This is a genomic window from Mycobacteroides sp. CBMA 271, assembly GCF_009729205.1.
GTDB lineage: Bacteria > Actinomycetota > Actinomycetes > Mycobacteriales > Mycobacteriaceae > Mycobacterium.
On record NZ_VTHB01000004.1, the window covers coordinates 389246 to 409391 of the forward strand.

Sequence of the window (20146 nt, forward strand, 5' to 3'; positions counted from 1 at the left end):
GGAGTATTCGATGACGTTCGCCGATTACCAGCTCCAGTTCTATGCGGCGGGTGCGCTCGGAAAGGTGTCTACCCTTCCATTCACCTTTGCCGAGCTGGAGAGCCGTGCCGAACAGGCGCTGGGTGAGGGGATCTTCGGCTACGTGCGCGGCGGCGCCGGGGATGAACACACTCAAGACGTGAACGCCACCGCGCTGCGCCGCTACGGGCTGGTGCCGCGGATGTTGCGGGACCGCACTGCCCGGGACATGTCGACGTCGTTCCTGGGGCGTCAGTTCCCCAGCCCGGCGTTCATCTGCCCGGTCGGCGTGCTGGGCGCGGTCCGCGATCGCGGCGATTTGTTGACCGCGACCGCCGCCCGGGAGCTCGACCTGCCCGCCATGTATTCGACACTTTCGGCGGCCACCCTGGAGGAGGTCGCGGCAGAGCGTGGTGATTCGTACGGGGTCTTTCAGTTGTACCCGTCATCGGATCAAGAGCTGACCGACAACTTCGTCCGGCGTGCCGAGGCGGCGGGATTCGACGCACTCGCGGTGACCCTCGACACCGGCATGCTGGGCTGGCGTCCCCGCGATCTGAAACACGGTTATCTGCCGATGTTGCACGGGCACTGTCTTGCGAACTACACCTCCGATCCGCGTTTCCTGGAGATCGCCGGGGTGCGTTCGGCCGCGGAGCTGGCGCCGATGCATGCGGGTCTGGTGTGGGCGTCGTTGTTCAGCAACCCGGGGCTGACATGGGCGGATATCGAGCACTACCGCGAGCTGACAAAGCTGCCGATCATCCTCAAGGGCATCTGCGATGTCGGCGACGTACGGGAGGCCGTCGATCGCGGCGTCGACGCCATCGCCTACTCCAATCACGGTGGGCGACAAGCAAATGGAGGAATTCCCGCCATCGATGGTCTGGCCGCGGCCGTCGAAGCGGCCGGGTCGGTTCCGGTGACATTCGACTCCGGGGTCCGCGATGGCGTCGACATTCTGCGGGCCGTTGCGTTGGGCGCCAGCATGGTGGGGATCGCGCGCCCGTATGTATACGGGCTGGCGCTGGACGGCACCAACGGAGTCAAGCACGTCTTCCAGTCGCTGCTCGCCGAGGCCGATCTGACGATGGCGGTCAATTGCTATCTGTCACTTGACGAGTTGTCAGTGCAGCGGGTGTCATGACCCAGCAGTGGCCCCAAGGGCCCACTCTGTACCCGGACACGACGCCCCGACCGAGTCGCTGGCCGGCCGTGGCGATCGTCCTGGCTGGCGTGGTCACCGTGATGGCGTTGTGTGCGTGCGGGTTCCTGGTGTGGAAGCTTGCGGCGCAGCGGGACGCGGCCCAGACCTCGGCGCAGTGGCACACCGAATTCGAGCAGGATCGCGACGCGCGTGCGACGGGCGGTCAGGCGCACGAGGCGGCCAAGGCCTTCGCCGGGCTGATGATCAACCTGGACTACGTGGATTTCGACCGAAATGTCGCTGCCACGCTGGAGAATTCGACAGGCGAATTCAAGGACACCTATGCGAAGAGCACTGACCAACTGCGTCGGACGATTGTCGACAACAAGGCGAAGGCCCATGGCATCGTCGTCGACTCCGCCATTGCGTCTGAATCTGCGAACAAGGTGACTGTGCTGCTCTTCATCGATCAGAGCGTGAGCAACACCGCGGTGCCGGACGGGCGGATGGACAGAAGTCGGGTGAGCATCACCATGGAGAAGGTCGGCGACCGCTGGCTGGCGAGCAAGGTCGAGATCCTATGACCGGACAGTCGCCGAATCGAACGGGTCAGGCGCGAATCATCGTGGCCAGCATATTGATTGGTGCTGCCATCGTCGTGTTGTGTGCGTGTGGATTCCTGGGTTGGAAGCTGCTCCACGAGGGTCCCATCGTGGATGCAAAGCTCGAGAAGGCCGCTCAGGAACATGCCGACGTCGAACGCGATCGTCGGATGGACGAGTTGCGCGTGCAGGCGCGCGGAACCGCCGAGTCGGTGGCCGTCATGTTGACGTCAATCGATTCGAGCACTATCGATGACGGCCTTGCCAAGGTTCTGGACGCCTCCACCGGCGATCTCAAGAAGGAGTTCACGCAGGCCAGCATCCAGCTGCGTCAACTGCTGGTCGACAACCATGCCGTCGCGAGCGGCAAGGTCATCACTTCCGCCGTGCAGTTCAGCAGTCTCGACAAGCCGGAGAAGGTGGTAGTCCTGCTCGCGGTGGATCAGTCCATTACCAACGACCAGGTGCGGGCTCCGCGCGTGGACAAGGTCCGGTTCAAGATGACCATGGAACTGGTCGAGGGCCGGTGGCTCGCGAGCAAGCTGCAATACGTCTAGGGACTAGCCCCCGAAGCGAGGGCCACGCCGTCGCAGATACCGCTCGAACTCGGCAGCCAAGGCGTCCCCGTCGATCTTGCTGAGAATCTCTGTCGTATCCACCTCGGCGTCGCCGCGCTCCTCAAGCGACTGCACGTACTCGGCGATCTCTTCATCCTCTGTGGTCATTTCGGTGACCGCCTGCTCCCACTCCTCGGCCTGCTCGGGCAGGTCCCCGAGCGGTACCTCGACGTCGAGCACGTCCTCGACACGTTGCAGCAGCGCCACCGTCGCCTTCGGATTGGGCGGCTGTGACACGTAGTGCGGCACGGCCGCCCAGAACGCGACGGCGGGAATGCCCGCGTTCACGCAGGCATCCTGGAACACCCCGGAGATTCCGGTGGGGCCCTCATACCGGGTCTCTTCTAGGCCGAAGAACTTGGCGGCTTCGGGGGAATAGGCGGTCCCGCTCACCGGCACCGGCCGGGTGTGCGGGGTGTCGGCCAACAGCGCGCCCAGGATCACCACGGTCGATACCTCGAGGCGGTCCGCAATGGCTAGCAAGCGGTTGCAGAAGGTGCGCCAGCGCATGTTCGGTTCGGCACCGTGCATTAGGACCACATCGCGCTGCGAGCCGGGCGGCGAGCAGTAGGAGATGTGCATGCCCGGCCACTCGAGCTCGCGGGTTACGCCCTCCACCAAGCGGACGATGGGACGATTGACCTGGTAGTCGTAGTAATCCTCGTCGTCGATGCTCATCAGCGGGGTAGCCTGCCAGATGGTGTCCAGGTGCTCCAGCGCGGCACTGGCGGCATCGCCGGCGTCATTCCAGCCCTCGAAAGCGGCAACCACCACTGGGTCGCGCAGCACGGGTAGCCCGTTCTGGGGGATATCCGACAGGGTCACGGTGTCAGCGTAAGCCCCGCGTGACGGGGACGAGCCGCGGCTGGCGGAGAATGGATTGGATAGCCGGGTCACAGTGTTGACATGACCGGTTGATATGACCGCCCTGGTAAACCGCACGACACCCCGCAGGACGAACTGGGCGTTCGCAACGTTTAGTCGTTCGCACGACTGTTGGGTGACGACGTAGACTCCATCTGGTCGAGAGGCGTTGCAACGGTTCCGGATCACAACCCGTGACCGCCACGCTCGGCAGAGTTAAGGACGCCTTCCGCTCTGGAAGGAATGCGCGTGAACGCCCTTGAGCCAAAAGTCGGCGAGCCGAATATCCGGCCCGACTGCACGGACCCGCTGACAACTGCTCTCGAACAGCGGATCCTGGTGATCGACGGTGCGATGGGTACGGCGATCCAGCGCGATCGGCCCGACGAGGCCGGATACCGCGGCGTACGGTTCGCCGACTGGCCGAGCGACCTCATCGGCAACAACGATCTGCTGACTTTGACGCAGCCGCACATCATCGAGGGCATCCACCGTGAGTACCTTGAGGCAGGCGCGGACATCCTCGAGACCAACACGTTCAACGCGAACGCGGTGTCGCTCTCCGACTACGGTATGGAAAAGCTGAGCTACGAGCTGAACTATGCCGGTGCCGCGCTGGCGCGGGCGGCTGCCGACGAGTACAGCACCCCTGCGAAGCCCCGTTATGTCGCTGGGGCGCTGGGGCCGACCACCCGGACCGCGTCGATTTCGCCTGACGTCAACGATCCCGGAGCCCGCAACGTCTCCTACGACCAGCTGGTCGCCGCCTACCTCGAAGCGGCCGACGGCCTGGTCGACGGCGGTGCCGACATCATCCTCGTGGAGACCATCTTCGACTCGCTGAACGCCAAGGCGGCGGTGTTCGCCGTAGAGACGCTGTTTGAGCAGCGCGGGCGGCGTTGGCCGATCATCATCTCGGGCACTATCACCGACGCGTCGGGGCGGACGTTGTCCGGCCAGGTCACCGAGGCATTCTGGAACGCGATCCGGCACGCCAAGCCCGTCGCGGTGGGCCTTAACTGTGCCCTGGGGGCCCCGGAGATGCGGCCCTATATCGCCGAGATGTCGCGCCTTGCCGACACCTTCGTCTCTTGCTATCCGAACGCAGGTCTGCCCAACGCCTTCGGCGAGTACGACGAGTCCCCTGAGCACCAAGCCGGCTACCTTGCCGAGTTCGCCGAGGCTGGCCTGGTCAATCTGGTTGGAGGGTGCTGCGGGACCGCGCCTGCGCATATCGCGGAGATCGCCAAGGTTGTCGAGGGTGTGAAGCCAAGGGATGTACCGAGCATCGACATCGCGACTCGCCTGTCCGGCCTGGAGCCCCTCAACATCACCGAAGACTCGCTGTTCGTGAACATCGGTGAGCGCACCAACATCACCGGTTCGGCCCGGTTCCGCAACCTGATCAAGGCCGAGGACTACGACACCGCGATCTCAGTGGCGCTGCAGCAGGTCGAGGTCGGTGCGCAGGTCATCGACATCAACATGGACGAGGGCATGATCGACGGTGTCGCCGCGATGGACCGGTTCACCAAGCTGATCGCGGCCGAACCGGACATCAGCCGTGTTCCAGTGATGATCGACTCCTCCAAGTTCGAGGTCATCGAGGCCGGCTTGAAGAACGTGCAGGGCAAGCCGATCGTCAACTCGATCTCCATGAAGGAGGGCGAGGAGAAGTTCATCCGCGAAGCACGGCTTTGCCGCAAGTACGGTGCCGCCGTAGTGGTGATGGCCTTCGATGAGAAGGGCCAGGCCGACAATCTGGAACGGCGCAAGGAGATCTGCGGACGCGCCTACCGGATTTTGACCGAAGAGGTCGGCTTCCCGGCCGAGGACATCATCTTCGACCCCAACTGCTTCGCGCTGGCGACAGGTATCGAGGAGCATGCGACGTACGGGATCGACTTCATCGAGGCCTGTGCCTGGATCAAGGAGAACCTGCCGGGGGTGCATATCTCCGGCGGTATCTCGAACGTGTCGTTCTCGTTCCGCGGCAACAACCCCGTCCGCGAGGCGATTCACGCTGTGTTCCTGTTCCACGCCATCAAGGCCGGCCTGGATATGGGCATCGTCAACGCCGGTGCGCTGGTGCCGTATGACTCGATCGCCCCAGACCTGCGAGAAAGGATCGAGGACGTCGTCCTGAACCGTCGCGCGGACGCGGCCGAACGGCTCCTGGAGATCGCCGAACGGTTCAACAGCTCGGGCGACAAGGCCGAGGACCCGGTCGCGGCCCAATGGCGCAGTCTTCCTGTGCGCGAACGGATTACGCACGCCCTGGTCAAGGGAATCGATGCCCATGTCGACGCTGACACCGAGGAATTGCGCGCCGAGATCGCCGAGGCGGGCGGCCGTCCGATCGAGGTGATCGAAGGTCCACTGATGGACGGTATGAACGTCGTCGGTGACCTCTTCGGCGCCGGCAAGATGTTCCTGCCTCAGGTGGTGAAGTCGGCGCGGGTCATGAAGAAGGCCGTCGCGTACCTGCTGCCGTTCATCGAGAAAGAAAAGGAAGAGTACGCGGCCGCCGCCGGGGCGAGCGAAGCGACGGGGGATGTCCGAGCCTCGAAGGACACCAACGGCACCATCATCATGGCGACGGTGAAGGGCGACGTCCACGACATCGGCAAGAACATCGTCGGGGTTGTCCTGCAGTGCAACAACTTCGAAGTGATCGACCTCGGTGTGATGGTGCCCGCCCAGAAGATCCTGGACGCGGCGAAGGAGCACGACGCCGACATCATCGGGCTGTCCGGCCTGATCACCCCGTCGCTGGACGAGATGGCCAACTTCGCCGTCGAGATGGAACGCGAAGGTCTGGAGATCCCACTGCTGATAGGTGGCGCGACCACTTCGCGCGCCCACACAGCGGTGAAGATTTCGCCGCGTCGCAAGGGCCCGGTGGTCTGGGTCAAGGACGCGTCCCGCTCGGTGCCGGTCGCCGCCGCACTCCTCGACGACAAGCAGCGGCCAGGACTACTGGAGGCCACCGAGAAGGACTACGCGTCGCTTCGCGAACGGCATGCGCAGAGGAACGAGCGGCCGACGCTGACGCTGGAGAAGGCCCGAGCCAACCGGACACCGGTCGAGTGGGACGGATACACGCCGCCGGTACCCGTCGTGGGGATTGGGGTCCGAGAGTTCCTTAATTACGACCTCGCCGAGTTGCGGGAGTACATCGACTGGCAGCCGTTCTTCAACGCCTGGGAGATGAAAGGTCGTTTTCCCGACATCCTCAACAACCCGGCGACCGGTGAGGCCGCGCGCAAGCTGTATGACGACGCCCAGGAGATGCTTGACACCCTGATCAAGGAGAAATGGCTGACGGCCAACGGGGTGATCGGCTTCTTCCCCGCGAATGCGGTCGGCTCGAATATGGAAGACATCGAGGTCTACACCGACGACTCCCGCACCGAGGTGCTCAGCACGTTGCACAACGTGCGCCAGCAGGGCGAGCACCGCGAGGGCATCCCGAACCGGTCGCTGGGCGACTACATCGCGCCCAAGGACACTGGCCTGGCCGACTACATCGGCGCCTTCGCGGTCACTTCGGGGCTCGGCAGCCAGGACAAGATCATGGAGTTCAAGGCGGATCTGGACGACTACAGCGCGATCCTGCTGGAGTCGGTCGCCGACCGACTGGCCGAGGCCTTCGCCGAGCGGATGCACCAGCGGGTCCGCAAGGAGTTCTGGGGTTTCCAACCCGACGAGCAGCTGGACAACGAGGCGCTCATCGGCGAGAAATACCGGGGAATCCGTCCGGCACCCGGTTACCCGGCCTGCCCGGAGCATACCGAGAAGGCGACGCTGTTCGACCTGATGGACGTCACGAAGCGGACCGGCATCGAGCTGACCGAATCGATGGCGATGTGGCCCGGCGCCGCGGTCAGCGGCTGGTATTTCTCGCACCCGCAGTCGCAGTACTTCGTGGTCGGCCGGTTGGCTCAGGATCAGGTCGCCGACTACGCCAAGCGCAAGGGCTGGACGCTGAAGGAAGCGGAGCGCTGGCTCGGCCCGAACCTCGGCTACAACCCGGAGGACTGAGCACCAGGGTCATCGGCAGCAGACGACCTCTGACAGAATTGGTCGTATGCGTGCGGTGCTGTGGGACATGGACGGCACCCTCATCGAATCGGAGAAGCTCTGGGACATCTCGATGCGCGAGCTGTGTCGACGGCTGGGCGGTGAGATGACCACGGAGCTGCGGACCGCCCTCGTCGGTGGCGCGGCGGATGCCACCATGCGGATGGTGTTCGAGGCATTGGGACGCGAGCCCGATCCGGTGCTGATGGCCAGCGAGAACGATTGGTTGCACGAGTACACATCTGAGCTCTTCGAGACCGGACTCACCTGGTGCGACGGCGCCGAGGACATGCTGGTACAGCTCGCTGCCGAGCAGGTGCCCATGGCCCTGGTCACCAACACCATCAGGTCGCTTACCAACCAGGCCCTTAAGACCATTGGTACACAATGGTTTACCGCGTCAGTGTGCGGCGACGAGGTGGCCGACGGCAAACCCGCCCCCGACCCGTATCGGCGGGCCGCGGAGCTGCTGGGAGTGGACCCGAGAGACTGCCTGGCCATCGAGGACTCGGTGACCGGGGCGATCGCCGCGGAGGCCGCGGGCTGTGCGGTGCTGGTGGTACCCAACCACGTCGAGGTGCCCGGCGGCGTGCAGCGCAGGCATGTCACCTCGTTGTCGGGCCTGTCGCCTGACGATCTGCGGCTGACCCACGCCGACGTCTTTTCCGGTACCGCATGCAAACCCATATGACTCGCCGGGCCTGGTCATGACACAATCGCCACCCGTGAAGACCTTCGATGAGCTGTTCGCTGAGCTCAGTGACCGCGCCAAGACCCGGCCTGAGGGGAGCGGCACCGTCGCCGCCCTCGATGCGGGGGTGCACACCCTGGGCAAGAAGCTGCTCGAAGAGGCAGGCGAAGTATGGCTGGCCGCCGAGCACGAGAGCGACGAATCGCTGGCCGAAGAGGTAAGTCAGCTGCTCTATTGGGCACAGGTGCTGCTGATCGCCCGCGGTCTGACTCTCGACGACGTCTACCGGAAGCTCTGACATGACTGGTGCAAACGGAGCCCTGCACAGGGCCTTGAGGGTGGCCGTCCCCAACAAGGGGGCACTCAGCGAGGCCGCATCGGAGATCCTGTCGGAGGCGGGCTATCGGCGGCGGGGCGACGCCAAGGACCTGACCGTGCTCGATCCGCAGAACGACGTCGAGTTCTTCTTCTTGAGGCCCAAGGACATAGCGATCTATGTCGGCTCGGGCGAGCTTGATCTCGGTATCACCGGTCGTGATCTGATGCTGGACTCCGATGCGCCGGTGATCGAGCGGCTCGCGCTGGGATTTGGCGGTTCGACCTTCCGCTACGCCGCGCCGGCAGAGCGGGACTGGACGATTTACGACATTGCGGGCAAACGGATCGCCACCGCATACCCCAACCTGGTGCGAAAGGATCTGGCCACCAAAGGGATCGAAGCTGACGTCATCCGGCTAGATGGAGCGGTCGAGATTTCGATCCAGCTCGGTGTGGCCGATGTGATCGCCGATATCGTCGGCACCGGCCGTACCTTGCGCCAGCACGGGTTGGTGGCGTTCGGGGAATCGTTGTGCGATTCGGAAGCTGTGCTGATCGAGCGGGAGAACGCCGATCCGGCAACGGAAACGGCTCGCATGCAACTCACCACGCGCATCCAAGGTGTTGTATTCGGCCAGCAGTACCTGATGCTCGACTACGACTGCCCTCGCGAGGTTCTCGACGCGGCGCTCAAGGTGACGCCCGGTCTTGAGTCTCCGACGCTCGCCCCGCTGGCCGACGAGGCGTGGGTGGCCGTGCGCGCACTCGCTCCGCGTAAGGACGTCAACTCCACCATGGACGCGCTGGCTGCGATCGGCGCGAAGGCCATCCTGGCTTCCGAGGTCCGCTTCTTCCGCGCCTAGCAAGTTCTTTGCGAGAAGGCGGGTCATCGCGGGAGGAAACGGCCTAGCATGGCGGCATGGCGCTGCACGTCCTCGTCTATAGCGATGACATCACGGTCCGGCGCAAGGTAATTCAGGGGATCGGCACTCGGCCGGATACCGCACTGCCGCTATTGGAGTTCATCGAGGTAGCGACCGGGCCCATGGTCATCGAATGCCTCGCTGACGCGTCCGAAGAACGGCGCATCGATCTGGCCATCCTGGACGGTGAAGCGACTCCCTTCGGCGGGATGGGCGTGGCCAAGCAGGTCAAGGACGAGGTCGACGCGCCGCCGCCGATCGTGGTCCTGACCGGTCGGCCACAGGACAACTGGCTGGCGAACTGGTCTCGCGCCGAGGCGGTGGTGCCGCGGCCCATCGACCCGATGCGGCTCACTGCCGTCGTGATCGAACTGCTCGGTACAGCCGCCGCATCGCGCCGCTGACTTCGCACCTTTCAATGCCCGGCGGCGCCGGTACTTAATTACGCAAAACACCGTCAAACGGTGGCATGGATCACGCCCCAACCGATAGTGTGTTTGTTAGGTCACATCTGTACTGGTCGGCAGCCCTCGACCACACACAGCAATGACGCGGCAGTGTTGCCGATCCAGCTACAGGGACCCGATAGATCTATTCGGGAGGCTGGTCTGCCGTGGATGCGTACGTGCCGATCTTGGTACTTGGCGCCATTGCGGTGGCCTTTGCCGTTTTCTCCGTTGGGATTTCGTCGTTCGTGGGCCCCCGCCGGTTCAACCGGGCCAAGCTTGAGGCATACGAATGCGGGATCGAGCCCACTCCACACTCGATGGGCCGTGATCATCACGGTGCGGCGTCGGGCGGCCATCGGGTGCCCGTGAAGTACTACCTCACCGCGATGTTGTTCATCATCTTCGATATCGAGATCGTCTTCTTGTATCCGTGGGCCGTCCATTTCGACGCCCTCGGAGTGTTCGGACTGCTCGCCATGGCCCTGTTCATCGTCAATGTGTCGGTGGCGTACGCGTACGAATGGAGGCGCGGTGGCCTGAGCTGGGATTAGCCCCGGTGCGTAGGTGGGGCGGTGCGTAAGTCCTTGCAACATCACGAATGAGCACACCTGTTGGGAGAGTCATGGGTCTTGAGGAAAAACTGCCTAGCGGATTTCTGCTGAGCACCGTCGAGACGCTGGCAGGGTATGTGCGCAAAGGTTCGTTGTGGCCCGCCACCTTTGGGCTGGCCTGCTGCGCCATCGAGATGATGTCGACGGCAGGCCCGCGGTTCGATATCGCCCGCTTCGGTATGGAGCGGTTTTCGGCGACACCACGGCAGGCCGACCTCATGATCGTGGCGGGACGAGTCAGCCAGAAAATGGCCCCGGTGCTGCGTCAGATCTACGACCAGATGGCTGAACCGAAATGGGTGCTCGCCATGGGCGTCTGCGCGTCATCGGGCGGCATGTTCAACAACTACGCCATCCTCCAGGGTGTCGATCATGTTGTCCCCGTGGATATCTATCTTCCCGGCTGTCCGCCGCGCCCGGAGATGCTGCTGCATGCGATCTTGAAGCTGCACGAGAAAATTGGGCAGATGCCGCTCGGCGTCAATCGCGAGGAAGTCATCCGTGAAACGGAGGCAGCCGCACTTGCGGCGACACCCACCATCGAGATGAAGGGCCTGCTGCGGTGACGGGTAACGAGCAGAAGCCAAATGAGGTCATCGGGGTGCGGCGCGGCCTCTTCGGGGTCAGGGGCAGTGGCGACACCTCCGGATACGGCGGGCTGGTTCGGCCAATTTCCTTGCCCGCGAGCTCGAACCGCCCCTACGGCGGGTACTTCGATGACGTTGTCGACCGGCTGGAATCGGTGCTCGCGGCCCAGGAACACGTCACCTTCGACGATGCCATCGAGGGCGTGGTCGTCTTCCGGGATCTGCTCACGATCCACGTGCGGGCCGAACACCTAGTCCAGGTGGCCCAGTCCCTGCGGGACGACCCGCAACTGCGCTTCGAGCTCAGCCTCGGTGTCAGCGGTGTGCACTATCCCGAGGACACCGCGCGTGAACTACACGCCGTTTACCCGCTCATGTCGATCACGTGGAATCGCCGTATCATGCTGGAAGTGTCTGTGCCGGAAGATAATCCGTATATTCCTTCGTTGAACGCCGTGTATCCGACCACCGATTGGCACGAGCGGGAAACTTACGACTTCTTCGGCATCGTCTTCGACGATCACCCCGCGCTGACTCGGATAGAGATGCCGGACGATTGGGAAGGGCATCCTCAGCGCAAGGACTATCCGCTCGGCGGCGTTCCGGTCGAGTATCACGGTGCGACCATCGCGCCACCCGATCAGCGGAGGTCCTACAACTAATGACAGCAGGATCCGAAACCCATCTCATGGCCGGTGGTCAGGACTGGGACGATATCGTCACTGCCGCAGCGCAAGCCACCGATGAGCGGATCATTGTCAACATGGGTCCCCAGCATCCGTCGACGCACGGCGTGCTGCGTCTGATCCTGGAGATCGAAGGGGAGACGGTCACTGACGTGCGCTGCGGGATCGGCTACCTGCACACCGGTATCGAGAAGAATCTGGAGTACCGAAACTGGACTCAGGGCGTCACTTTTGTCACCCGGATGGACTATCTGTCACCGTTCTTCAACGAGACCGCCTACTGCCTGGGTGTGGAGAAGTTACTGGATGTCAGCGACGAAATCCCGGAGCGCGCCACCGTGATTCGGGTACTACTGATGGAGCTCAACCGCATCTCCTCGCATCTGGTCGCGCTCGCTACCGGCGGTATGGAGCTCGGCGCGATGACGGCGATGTTCCTGGGGTTCCGTGAACGCGAAATGATCCTCAAGGTCTTCGAGGCGATCACCGGACTCCGCATGAACCACGCGTACGTCAGGCCCGGTGGGCTTGCGCAAGATTTGCCCGATGGCGCCGAACAGGAGGTGCAGGATCTGCTGAACATTCTGCCCGGCAGGTTGCGCGATATGGAAAACCTGTTGAACGAGAACTACATCTGGAAGGCGCGCACTCGGGGCATCGGCTACTTGGACCTCACCGGATGCATGGCCCTGGGCATCACCGGCCCGGTACTGCGCGCGACCGGCCTGGCGCACGACCTGCGCCGCGCGCAGCCATATTGCGGGTACGACTCTTATGACTTTGACGTGATCACGCACGAGGACTGCGACTCCTATGGCCGCTACCTGATCCGGGTCAAGGAGATGCACGAGTCCATCAAGATTGCCCAGCAGTGTCTAGATCGGCTGCGGCCGGGACCGGTCATGGTCGACGACAAGAAGATCGCGTGGCCCGCCGACCTCGCCTCGGGGCCTGATGGTTTGGGTAACTCGCCCAAACACATAGCCAAAATCATGGGGACCTCGATGGAGGGCCTGATCCATCACTTCAAACTGGTGACCGAGGGAATACGAGTGCCGGCCGGGCAGGTGTACGTCGCGGTCGAATCGCCCCGGGGCGAGCTTGGCGTGCACATGGTCAGCGACGGCGGAACCCGGCCCTACCGTGTACATTTCCGCGATCCCTCCTTTACGAATCTGCAGTCGGTCTCGGCGATGTGCGAGGGCGGGATGGTGGCCGATCTGATCGCCGCGGTGGCGAGCATCGATCCGGTGATGGGCGGGGTGGACCGATAATGAGTGATGTATTTCTGGAGTTGGGGAGCCGTCCGCCGGAGGACGCAGGTAGGTTCGCAGGCCGCAAGAGCTATCCGCCGGAGGCGGTTTCGCGGCTGGCCATCGATGCCAAGGTGATTCTCGATCGGTATCCGAGCCGCCGGTCGGCGTTGCTGCCGTTGCTGCACTTGGTGCAGTCCGAGGACGGATACGTCACCATGGCAGGCATCGAATTCTGTGCCGGGCAAGTGGGATTGACGTCCGCGGAGGTCACCGCGGTGGCGAGCTTCTACTCGATGTATCGGCGCGGCCCGACCGGGGATTATCTCGTCGGTGTCTGCACCAACACTCTGTGCGCGGTGCTGGGCGGTGACGCGATCCTGGCCCGGCTGGTGGACGAGCTGGGCATTCGGCCCGGCGCTACCACCGAAGACGGCAAGGTCACCCTTGAGCATGTCGAATGCAACGCTGCCTGTGACTACGCCCCGGTCGTGATGGTCAACTGGGAGTTCTTTGATAACCAAACCCCGGACACGACAGCTGATCTCGTTGATGGGCTGCGGGGCGGTCGAATTCCCGTACCCCGCCGCGGTGCGCCGCCGTGCACTTTCAAGGAGACCGCCAGGATCTTGGCCGGATTCGCCGACGAGCGTCCCGACGCGGTGGCCGCCGCCGAGGCGGGCGGTCCGACCCTGGCGGGCCTGCGGCTGGCCCGGGACGTTCAGCGCGATGTGAAGGGGATGGCAGAGGGGATCGCGCCGTGACGTCCACGATCCTTACCCCGGTTCTCTCGGAGCATTGGGACGAGGCCGACTCCTGGACGCTCGATGGATATCTGCGCCACGACGGCTATCAGGGACTGCGCAGCGCGCTCGGCATGGAACCCGACGCGGTCATCGCGTTGGTCAAGGACTCGGGTCTGCGTGGTCGCGGCGGCGCCGGATTCCCGACGGGTACCAAGTGGTCTTTCATCCCGCAGGGCGGTGAAGCCGGGGGCAAGCCGCATTACCTGGTGGTGAACGCCGATGAGTCCGAACCCGGTACCTGCAAAGACATTCCGTTGATGTTGGCGACACCGCATACTCTCGTCGAGGGAATCGTCATCGCTGCCTACGCAATCCGCGCCTCGCACGCGTTTATCTATGTGCGCGGCGAAGTTGTTTCGGTGATCAGGCGATTGCAGACTGCGGTGGCGCAGGCTTACGAGGCCGGATATCTCGGTCGCAACATCCTTGACAGTGGCTTCGACCTGGAACTGGTGGTGCACGCAGGTGCGGGCGCATACATCTGTGGTGAAGAGACCGCGCTGCTGGATTCGTTGGAGGGACGGCGCGGACAGCCGCGGCTGCGTCCCCCGTTCCCCGCTGTCGCCGGGCTTTATGCCAGTCCGACGGTCGTCAACAACGTCGAGTCCATCGCCAGCGTCCCGGTCATCCTGCGGCGCGGGGTCGACTGGTTCCGGACGATGGGGTCGGAGAAGTCGCCGGGATTCACGCTGTATTCGCTATCGGGGCATGTGCGTACGCCCGGTCAGTACGAGGCTCCGCTGGGGGTCACTCTGCGCCAGCTCCTGGAGCTGGCCGGGGGAGTGCGGGACGGGCATGGACTCAAGTTTTGGACGCCCGGCGGCTCGTCGACACCGTTGTTCACCACCGAGCATCTGGATGTACCCCTGGACTACGAGGGCGTCAGTGCTGCCGGATCAATGCTGGGCACCAAGGCATTACAGATCTTTGACGACACCACCTGCGTGGTGCGCGCGGTGCTGCGATGGACCGAGTTCTACGCGCACGAGTCCTGTGGGAAGTGCACGCCGTGCCGCGAGGGCACCTATTGGCTGGTACGCATCCTGGAGCGGCTGGAGGCCGGCGAGGGTGCGGCCGAAGACCTGGACAAACTTCTCGATATTTCGGACATCGTGCTGGGTAAGTCGTTCTGCGCTCTCGGCGACGGCGCGGCGAGCCCGATCATGTCCTCTCTCAAATACTTCCGCGCCGAGTACGAGGCGCACCTGGAAAACGGGTGCCCGTTCGATCCGGTCGCCAGCACCGCATTCGGGGAAGGGAGCCGATGACTGCCATAGAGCCGGCCACGAATACAGGCCTGGTCACCGTCAACATTGACGGGACCAGCATCTCGGTACCCAAGGGCACGTTGGTGATTCGCGCCGCCGAACTCATCGGTGTACAGATCCCCAGGTTCTGCGATCACCCGCTTCTTGAGCCGGTGGGCGCATGCCGCCAATGCCTCGTGGAGGTGGAGGGGCAGCGTAAACCGTTGGCCGCGTGCACTACCACCGTCGCCGACGAAATGGTTGTCCACACTCAGGTGACGTCCGAGGCCGCGCAGAAGGCGCAAAGCGGTGTGATGGAACTGCTGCTCATCAACCATCCGCTGGATTGTCCGGTCTGCGATAAGGGCGGGGAATGCCCGTTGCAGAACCAGGCCATGTCGAGCGGGCGCGCCGAAACCCGCTTTACCGAGGCCAAACGGACTTTCCCCAAGCCGGTTCCGTTGTCCACCGAGGTGTTGCTCGACAGAGAACGCTGCGTGCTGTGTGCTCGATGCACTCGGTTCTCCCAGCAGGTGGCCGGGGATCCGTTCATCGAGCTGCTGGAACGCGGTGCGCTGCAACAGGTCGGCATCGCCGACGACGAGCCCTTCGAGTCCTATTTTTCCGGCAACACCGTGCAGATCTGCCCGGTTGGTGCGCTTACCGGCGCCGCATACCGGTTCCGCGCCCGCCCATTTGATCTGGTGTCCTCTCCCAGCGTTTGTGAGCATTGTGCCAGTGGATGTGCGCAGCGCACCGACCATCGGCGGGGGAAGGTGCTGCGCCGGCTGGCCGGTGACGATCCGGAAGTCAATGAGGAATGGAATTGCGATAAGGGGCGCTGGGCGTTCACATACGCTACGGCCGGGGACCGGATCACCACCCCGATGGTCCGCGACGAGTCCGGGAATCTGGTGCCGGTGTCGTGGCCGCAGGCTTTGGAAACTGCCGCAAAGGGTTTGGCCGATGCGGGCACCAACGCCGGGGTGCTCACGGGTGGCCGACTCACCGTCGAGGATTCCTATGCCTACGTGAAGTTCGCTCGCATGGTGCTGGGCACCAACAACATCGACTTCCGGGCTCGCGCCCATAGCGCCGAGGAGGCCGCCTTCCTCGGCTCCGCGGTGGCCGGGCACGGGATGACGCAAACATACGCGGCCCTGGAGGCGGCGCCTGCGGTCCTGCTGGCCGGATTCGAACCGGAAGAGGAATCGCCCATCGTCTTCCTGCGGCTGCGTAAGGGGGTCCGCAAACGGGGACTGAAGGTGTTGACTATCGCGCCGTTCAGCAGTCGGGGTTCGTCCAAGCTCTCGGCCGACGTCATTGCCGCTATCCCGGGAACGGAACCGGAAACCATCGCCGGCCTGTCCAATTCGGAGCCGCTGCGGCAGCCCGGAGCGGTGATCATGGTGGGGGAACGGCTGGCATCGGTACCAGGCGCCTTGTCAGCGGCGGTACAGCTGGCCGGCAGGACGGGGGCAACACTGGTGTGGATTCCACGCCGGGCCGGCGAACGCGGGGCGCTGGAATCTGGAGCACTGCCCAGGATCCTGCCGGGCGCGCACCCGGTATCCGACAGCGCGGCACGACGGCAGATCGCCGAAAAGTGGGGTGTGATAGCACTACCCGATACGCCGGGGCTCGACGCGACCGCCATGTTGGATCCCGGTAGCGGGCTCGGGGCTTTTCTTGTCGGTGGCGTCGAACTCGCGGATCTTCCCTATCCGGCCGCAGCGGTTGCGGCTCTCTCGGCAGCGTTCGTGGTGAGCCTTGAGATGCGCCATGGCGCGGTGACCGAGCTCGCCGATGTGGTGCTTCCGGTCGCGGCGGTGGCGGAAAAGTCTGGCAGCTTCCTGAACTGGGAGGGCAGGTTGCGGCCGTTCGAGACCACTCTGGAAGGCAGCGACGCGCTGGATGATCTGCGGGTGCTGGCCGCACTAGCCCAGCGGATGGACCGACCGATAGGCCTGGCGCGCGGGACTGATGCGCTCGCCGAGCTCGCAGACATCGGCCCGTGGGAGGGACCGCGGGAGGCGCCGGGCGCGGTGCGTGCGACGGCGCGGCCTCAGCCGGATGCCGGCGAGGCGGTGCTGGCGTCATGGCGGCTGCTGCTGGATGCCGGTCGGTTGCAGGACGGCGAGCAGTTTCTCGCCGGTACCGCGCATCGGGCCGAGGTCCGGCTCTCGGAGGCAACAGCCAATGAAATCGGCGCTTCCGACGGCGAATCGGTGACCGTGCGCAGCATGTCGGAGTCGATCCGCGGGTCGATTACCTTGCCGCTACGGGTTACCGAGATGCCCGACAGAGTGGTGTGGGCGCCCATGCGCTCGGCGGGGTCGGAGGTGCACCAGCAGTTGGGTCCGGCGCTGGGGGCCGTCGTACGCATCGAGGTGGCGCGATGACCGGTAAGACGGACCTATCTCAGTTCGGGATCGACCCGTTGTGGCTCGTTCTCGTCAAATGCGTTGCGGTATTCGCATTTCTGGTGCTCACAGTGCTTGTTGCCATCCTGGCGGAGCGCAAGGTGCTGGCCTGGATGCAGCGTCGGATCGGCCCCAACCGAGTGGGCCCGTTCGGGCTGCTGCAGAGTCTGGCCGACGGTGTGAAACTTGCCCTCAAGGAAGGACTAACCCCGGCCGGAGTCGATAAGCCGATTTACCTCCTGGCGCCGATCATCTCGGTAGTGCCGGCAATCGTCGCGTACGCGGTCATCCCCTTCGGCCCCGTGGTCTCGGTGTTCGGCCACCGGACGCCTCTGCAGCTCACCGACCTGCCGGTGGCAATTCTGTTCGTGCTAGCGGTCACCTCGGTGGGCGTGTACGGGATTGTGTTGGGAGGCTGGGCATCCGGTTCCACCTACCCGCTGCTGGGCGGATTGAGATCATCGGCGCAGGTAATTTCCTACGAGATCGCGATGGGCCTGACCTTCGCGGCGGTGTTCCTGCTTGCCGGAACGATGTCGACTTCGGGGATCGTCGCGGCTCAGGCGGGACGCTGGTACGTCTTCCTACTGCTCCCGTCCTTCCTTGTGTACGTCACTGCGATGGTCGGCGAGACCAACCGGGCGCCATTCGATCTGCCCGAGGCCGAGGGCGAGCTGGTTGGGGGCTTTCACACCGAGTACTCCTCCCTGCGTTTCGCGATGTTCATGCTCGCCGAGTACATCAACATGGCAACGGTTTCCGGGCTGGCCGCCACCATGTTCCTGGGGGGCTGGCACGCACCCTGGCCGCTGAGCATGATCGACGGTGCGAACGACGGATGGCTCGGCGTGCTGTGGTTCGTGGCCAAGGTCTGGGGCTTCTTGTTCCTGTTCATGTGGCTGCGCGCCACGCTGCCACGGCTGCGCTATGACCAGTTCATGCGACTTGGTTGGGAGGTACTCATCCCGGTGGCGCTGGTGTGGATCGTTGTCGTTGGTGTCGTACAGGCCATGGCGCTCTACGGATTCGGAAATCCGTCGATAATCCTCGGTATCACCGGGCTTGTCGTATCGGTCGGCAGCATCGCGCTGGTCGGCGTGCTATCTCGCCGTACCGAACCGCCAAGATCCGTGTTGTCTACCAGCTTCGACCCCATGGCTGGTGGTTTTCCGGTGCCACCGCTACCCGGTCAGCGCGTCGATACAAACCCCACCCCGACCTCCAAGGAGGACGCACATGCCTGATCTGCTGCGACGTTCGGTCGATGGCCTCGCGGGGTTCTGGGTGACTTTCTCGTCGATGTTCAAGAAACGGCTCACCGAGCAGTACCCGGAGAAGAAGCAGCCCACCGCGCCCCGCTACCACGGGCGTCATCAACTCAACCGGTACGACGACGGGCTCGAGAAGTGCATCGGCTGTGAGCTGTGTGCCTGGGCGTGCCCGGCTGACGCGATATTCGTTGAGGGCGCAGATAATTCGGAAGAGGAACGCTTCTCGCCCGGCGAACGCTACGGCAGGGTTTACCAGATCAACTATCTGCGGTGCATCGGCTGTGGACTGTGCATCGAGGCGTGCCCAACTCGCGCCCTCACGATGACCAACGACTACGAGATGGCCGATGACAACCGGGCCGACCTCATCTACGGCAAGGACAAGCTGCTGGCGCCCCTGCAGCCGGGAATGGCGCTGCCGCCGCACGCAATGTATCCGGGCGCCACCGACACCGACTATTACCTGGGCAATGTGCCGAAGGGTGACGTCAAGTGAGCGCGCAGCACATGACATTGCTTGTGGCCGAAGGACTGTCCCGCACGCCGACGTGGGAAGGAGTGACCTTCTGGGTGCTTGGCGCCATTGCCGTGCTCGGCGCCCTGGGCGTGATCGCCGCTCCCAAGGCGGTGTACTCGGCGATTTTCCTCGCCATGACGATGATCATTCTTGCGGTGTTCTTCGTCGCGCAGGGGGCACTGTTCCTCGGCGTCGCCCAGGTGGTGGTGTACACCGGCGCGGTCATGATGCTGTTCCTGTTTGTGCTGATGTTCGTCGGCGTGGATTCCTCGGACTCGCTGGTGGAGACCCTGCCGGGCCAGCGCGTGGGTGCCATCGCGGCTGGCCTGGGATTTGGCATCCTGGCCGTCGCCGGCATCGGAAGCGCCTCCACCACAGCGTTCGTCGGTCTTGACCAGGTGAACAGTCGCGGAAATGTCGAGGGTCTAGCCGAGCGGATCTTCATCGACTACCTGTGGGCATTCGAGCTGACCGGCGCCCTGCTGATCACGGCGACCATCGGGGCGATGGTACTGGCGCACCGGGAAAAGCTGGGGCATACCGGCGGGCAGCGTGAGTTGGTCATCCGGCGCTTCCAACATGGAGAGCGGGCCACGCCACTGCCGAATCCCGGTGTGTACGCGCGGCATAACGCGGTGGATGTTCCGGCGCTGCTCCCGGACGGTTCGTTCTCGGAGTTGTCAGTCAGTGGTGTGCTTACCCCACGGGATATAGAGGTAGAGGTGAGCCGGCGTGAATCCTGACAACTATCTCTATCTGGCCGCGCTCATCTTCACGATCGGCGCCGCCGGGGTGATGTTGCGCCGCAACGCGATCGTGGTCTTCATGAGTGTCGAACTCATGCTCAATGCGGCCAATCTAGCCTTCGTCACCTTCGCTCGCATGCACGGAAACCTAGACGGTCAGGTCATCGCCTTCTTCACCATGGTGGTCGCGGCCACCGAAGTGGTGGTGGGGCTGGGGATCATCATGACCATATTTCGGACCCGTAGGTCGGCCTCGGTCGATGACGCCGATCTCTTGAAGTTCTAGG

General features: G+C 63.9%; 20 protein-coding genes. 19 read left to right on the forward strand and 1 reads right to left on the reverse strand.

Translation table 11 applies throughout. The features are described from left to right. Nucleotides 1-10 precede the first annotated feature (10 nt). The 3 genes from FZI91_RS13220 to FZI91_RS24335 are packed head-to-tail and all read left to right on the forward strand — an operon-like array spanning nucleotide 11 to nucleotide 2324. Nucleotides 11-1165, forward strand: a complete 1155-nt coding sequence (locus tag FZI91_RS13220) for an alpha-hydroxy-acid oxidizing protein (RefSeq protein ID WP_155939565.1) — start codon at nucleotides 11-13, stop codon at nucleotides 1163-1165. Beyond that, on the forward strand, nucleotides 1162-1749 hold the full coding sequence (locus tag FZI91_RS13225; protein ID WP_155939416.1) for a hypothetical protein: 588 nt from the start codon (nucleotides 1162-1164) through the stop codon (nucleotides 1747-1749). The genes FZI91_RS13220 and FZI91_RS13225 overlap by 4 nt, the downstream gene beginning before the upstream one ends. Beyond that, nucleotides 1746-2324 carry an Mce protein gene (locus FZI91_RS24335; protein ID WP_162526385.1) on the forward strand — a complete coding sequence of 193 codons (579 nt, stop codon included), beginning with the start codon at nucleotides 1746-1748 and terminating at the stop codon, nucleotides 2322-2324. Before FZI91_RS13225 ends, FZI91_RS24335 begins: the two co-directional genes overlap by 4 nt. 3 nt (nucleotides 2325-2327) lie before the next feature. Here the strand turns inward: FZI91_RS24335 and FZI91_RS13235 are convergent, their stop codons facing one another. Then, nucleotides 2328-3209, reverse strand: coding sequence for a PAC2 family protein (locus FZI91_RS13235; RefSeq protein ID WP_162526386.1), 882 nt, complete (start codon nucleotides 3207-3209; stop codon nucleotides 2328-2330). A 378-nt stretch (nucleotides 3210-3587) separates the two neighbouring features. Here FZI91_RS13235 and metH point away from each other — a divergent pair, with 378 nt between their 5' ends. The 16 genes from metH (at nucleotide 3588) to nuoK (ending at nucleotide 20145) form a co-directional block, all read left to right on the forward strand. Then, nucleotides 3588-7292 carry a methionine synthase gene (gene metH, locus FZI91_RS13240; RefSeq protein ID WP_309224160.1) on the forward strand — a complete coding sequence of 1235 codons (3705 nt, stop codon included), beginning with the start codon at nucleotides 3588-3590 and terminating at the stop codon, nucleotides 7290-7292. Between the two features lie 46 nt (nucleotides 7293-7338). Continuing rightward, nucleotides 7339-8022: an HAD family phosphatase gene (locus FZI91_RS13245; RefSeq protein ID WP_155939419.1), complete on the forward strand. Its 684-nt coding sequence runs from the start codon at nucleotides 7339-7341 to the stop codon at nucleotides 8020-8022. Between the two features lie 16 nt (nucleotides 8023-8038). Continuing rightward, complete coding sequence (locus FZI91_RS13250) at nucleotides 8039-8320, forward strand: phosphoribosyl-ATP diphosphatase (protein WP_155939420.1); 282 nt, start codon at nucleotides 8039-8041, stop codon at nucleotides 8318-8320. A 1-nt stretch (nucleotide 8321) separates the two neighbouring features. Further along, nucleotides 8322-9203: an ATP phosphoribosyltransferase gene (gene hisG / locus FZI91_RS13255; protein ID WP_155939421.1), complete on the forward strand. Its 882-nt coding sequence runs from the start codon at nucleotides 8322-8324 to the stop codon at nucleotides 9201-9203. 56 nt (nucleotides 9204-9259) lie between these two features. Beyond that, nucleotides 9260-9667: a hypothetical protein gene (locus tag FZI91_RS13260; RefSeq protein ID WP_155939422.1), complete on the forward strand. Its 408-nt coding sequence runs from the start codon at nucleotides 9260-9262 to the stop codon at nucleotides 9665-9667. Between the two features lie 209 nt (nucleotides 9668-9876). Beyond that, nucleotides 9877-10263: an NADH-quinone oxidoreductase subunit A gene (locus tag FZI91_RS13265; RefSeq protein WP_162526387.1), complete on the forward strand. Its 387-nt coding sequence runs from the start codon at nucleotides 9877-9879 to the stop codon at nucleotides 10261-10263. Between the two features lie 71 nt (nucleotides 10264-10334). Further along, nucleotides 10335-10889 (forward strand): NADH-quinone oxidoreductase subunit B family protein, encoded by a 555-nt coding sequence (locus FZI91_RS13270; RefSeq protein WP_155939568.1) that lies wholly within the window; start codon nucleotides 10335-10337, stop codon nucleotides 10887-10889. 35 nt (nucleotides 10890-10924) lie between these two features. After that, nucleotides 10925-11572, forward strand: a complete 648-nt coding sequence (locus FZI91_RS13275; RefSeq protein ID WP_309224161.1) for an NADH-quinone oxidoreductase subunit C — start codon at nucleotides 10925-10927, stop codon at nucleotides 11570-11572. A gap of 26 nt (nucleotides 11573-11598) precedes the next feature. Continuing rightward, the gene (gene nuoD, locus FZI91_RS13280) at nucleotides 11599-12870 is read left to right on the forward strand and encodes an NADH dehydrogenase (quinone) subunit D (protein WP_375234379.1); all 1272 of its coding nucleotides are present in this window, start codon (nucleotides 11599-11601) and stop codon (nucleotides 12868-12870) included. Further along, nucleotides 12870-13613 carry an NADH-quinone oxidoreductase subunit NuoE gene (gene nuoE, locus FZI91_RS23965; protein ID WP_162526389.1) on the forward strand — a complete coding sequence of 248 codons (744 nt, stop codon included), beginning with the start codon at nucleotides 12870-12872 and terminating at the stop codon, nucleotides 13611-13613. Before nuoD ends, nuoE begins: the two co-directional genes overlap by 1 nt. Then, nucleotides 13610-14923 (forward strand): NADH-quinone oxidoreductase subunit NuoF, encoded by a 1314-nt coding sequence (gene nuoF / locus FZI91_RS23970; protein ID WP_162526390.1) that lies wholly within the window; start codon nucleotides 13610-13612, stop codon nucleotides 14921-14923. Before nuoE ends, nuoF begins: the two co-directional genes overlap by 4 nt. After that, on the forward strand, nucleotides 14920-17304 hold the full coding sequence (locus FZI91_RS13290) for an NADH-quinone oxidoreductase subunit G (RefSeq protein ID WP_155939424.1): 2385 nt from the start codon (nucleotides 14920-14922) through the stop codon (nucleotides 17302-17304). The genes nuoF and FZI91_RS13290 overlap by 4 nt, the downstream gene beginning before the upstream one ends. Next, the gene (nuoH, locus tag FZI91_RS13295) at nucleotides 17301-18569 is read left to right on the forward strand and encodes an NADH-quinone oxidoreductase subunit NuoH (protein ID WP_155939425.1); all 1269 of its coding nucleotides are present in this window, start codon (nucleotides 17301-17303) and stop codon (nucleotides 18567-18569) included. Before FZI91_RS13290 ends, nuoH begins: the two co-directional genes overlap by 4 nt. Further along, nucleotides 18562-19092 carry an NADH-quinone oxidoreductase subunit NuoI gene (gene nuoI / locus FZI91_RS13300; RefSeq protein WP_155939426.1) on the forward strand — a complete coding sequence of 177 codons (531 nt, stop codon included), beginning with the start codon at nucleotides 18562-18564 and terminating at the stop codon, nucleotides 19090-19092. Before nuoH ends, nuoI begins: the two co-directional genes overlap by 8 nt. A 17-nt stretch (nucleotides 19093-19109) precedes the next feature. Beyond that, nucleotides 19110-19856 (forward strand): NADH-quinone oxidoreductase subunit J, encoded by a 747-nt coding sequence (locus tag FZI91_RS13305; protein WP_203448853.1) that lies wholly within the window; start codon nucleotides 19110-19112, stop codon nucleotides 19854-19856. Then, complete coding sequence (gene nuoK, locus FZI91_RS13310; RefSeq protein WP_043077524.1) at nucleotides 19846-20145, forward strand: NADH-quinone oxidoreductase subunit NuoK; 300 nt, start codon at nucleotides 19846-19848, stop codon at nucleotides 20143-20145. The genes FZI91_RS13305 and nuoK overlap by 11 nt, the downstream gene beginning before the upstream one ends. The last annotated feature ends 1 nt before the right edge of the window (nucleotide 20146 follow it).

Bases quoted from the DNA above. Each gene is read 5' to 3' on its own strand.
- hisG (WP_155939421.1), top strand. From the start codon at position 8,322: ATGACTGGTGCAAACGGAGCCCTGCACAGGGCCTTGAGGGTGGCCGTC.
- FZI91_RS13245 (WP_155939419.1), top strand. From the start codon at position 7,339: ATGCGTGCGGTGCTGTGGGACATGGACGGCACCCTCATCGAATCGGAG.
- FZI91_RS13225 (WP_155939416.1), top strand. From the start codon at position 1,162: ATGACCCAGCAGTGGCCCCAAGGGCCCACTCTGTACCCGGACACGACG.
- FZI91_RS13250 (WP_155939420.1), top strand. From the start codon at position 8,039: ATGACACAATCGCCACCCGTGAAGACCTTCGATGAGCTGTTCGCTGAG.
- FZI91_RS13260 (WP_155939422.1), top strand. From the start codon at position 9,260: ATGGCGCTGCACGTCCTCGTCTATAGCGATGACATCACGGTCCGGCGC.
- nuoD (WP_375234379.1), top strand. From the start codon at position 11,599: ATGGCCGGTGGTCAGGACTGGGACGATATCGTCACTGCCGCAGCGCAA.
- FZI91_RS24335 (WP_162526385.1), top strand. From the start codon at position 1,746: ATGACCGGACAGTCGCCGAATCGAACGGGTCAGGCGCGAATCATCGTG.
- nuoI (WP_155939426.1), top strand. From the start codon at position 18,562: ATGCCTGATCTGCTGCGACGTTCGGTCGATGGCCTCGCGGGGTTCTGG.
- FZI91_RS13220 (WP_155939565.1), top strand. From the start codon at position 11: ATGACGTTCGCCGATTACCAGCTCCAGTTCTATGCGGCGGGTGCGCTC.
- FZI91_RS13270 (WP_155939568.1), top strand. From the start codon at position 10,335: ATGGGTCTTGAGGAAAAACTGCCTAGCGGATTTCTGCTGAGCACCGTC.
- FZI91_RS13290 (WP_155939424.1), top strand. From the start codon at position 14,920: ATGACTGCCATAGAGCCGGCCACGAATACAGGCCTGGTCACCGTCAAC.
- nuoH (WP_155939425.1), top strand. From the start codon at position 17,301: ATGACCGGTAAGACGGACCTATCTCAGTTCGGGATCGACCCGTTGTGG.
- nuoE (WP_162526389.1), top strand. From the start codon at position 12,870: ATGAGTGATGTATTTCTGGAGTTGGGGAGCCGTCCGCCGGAGGACGCA.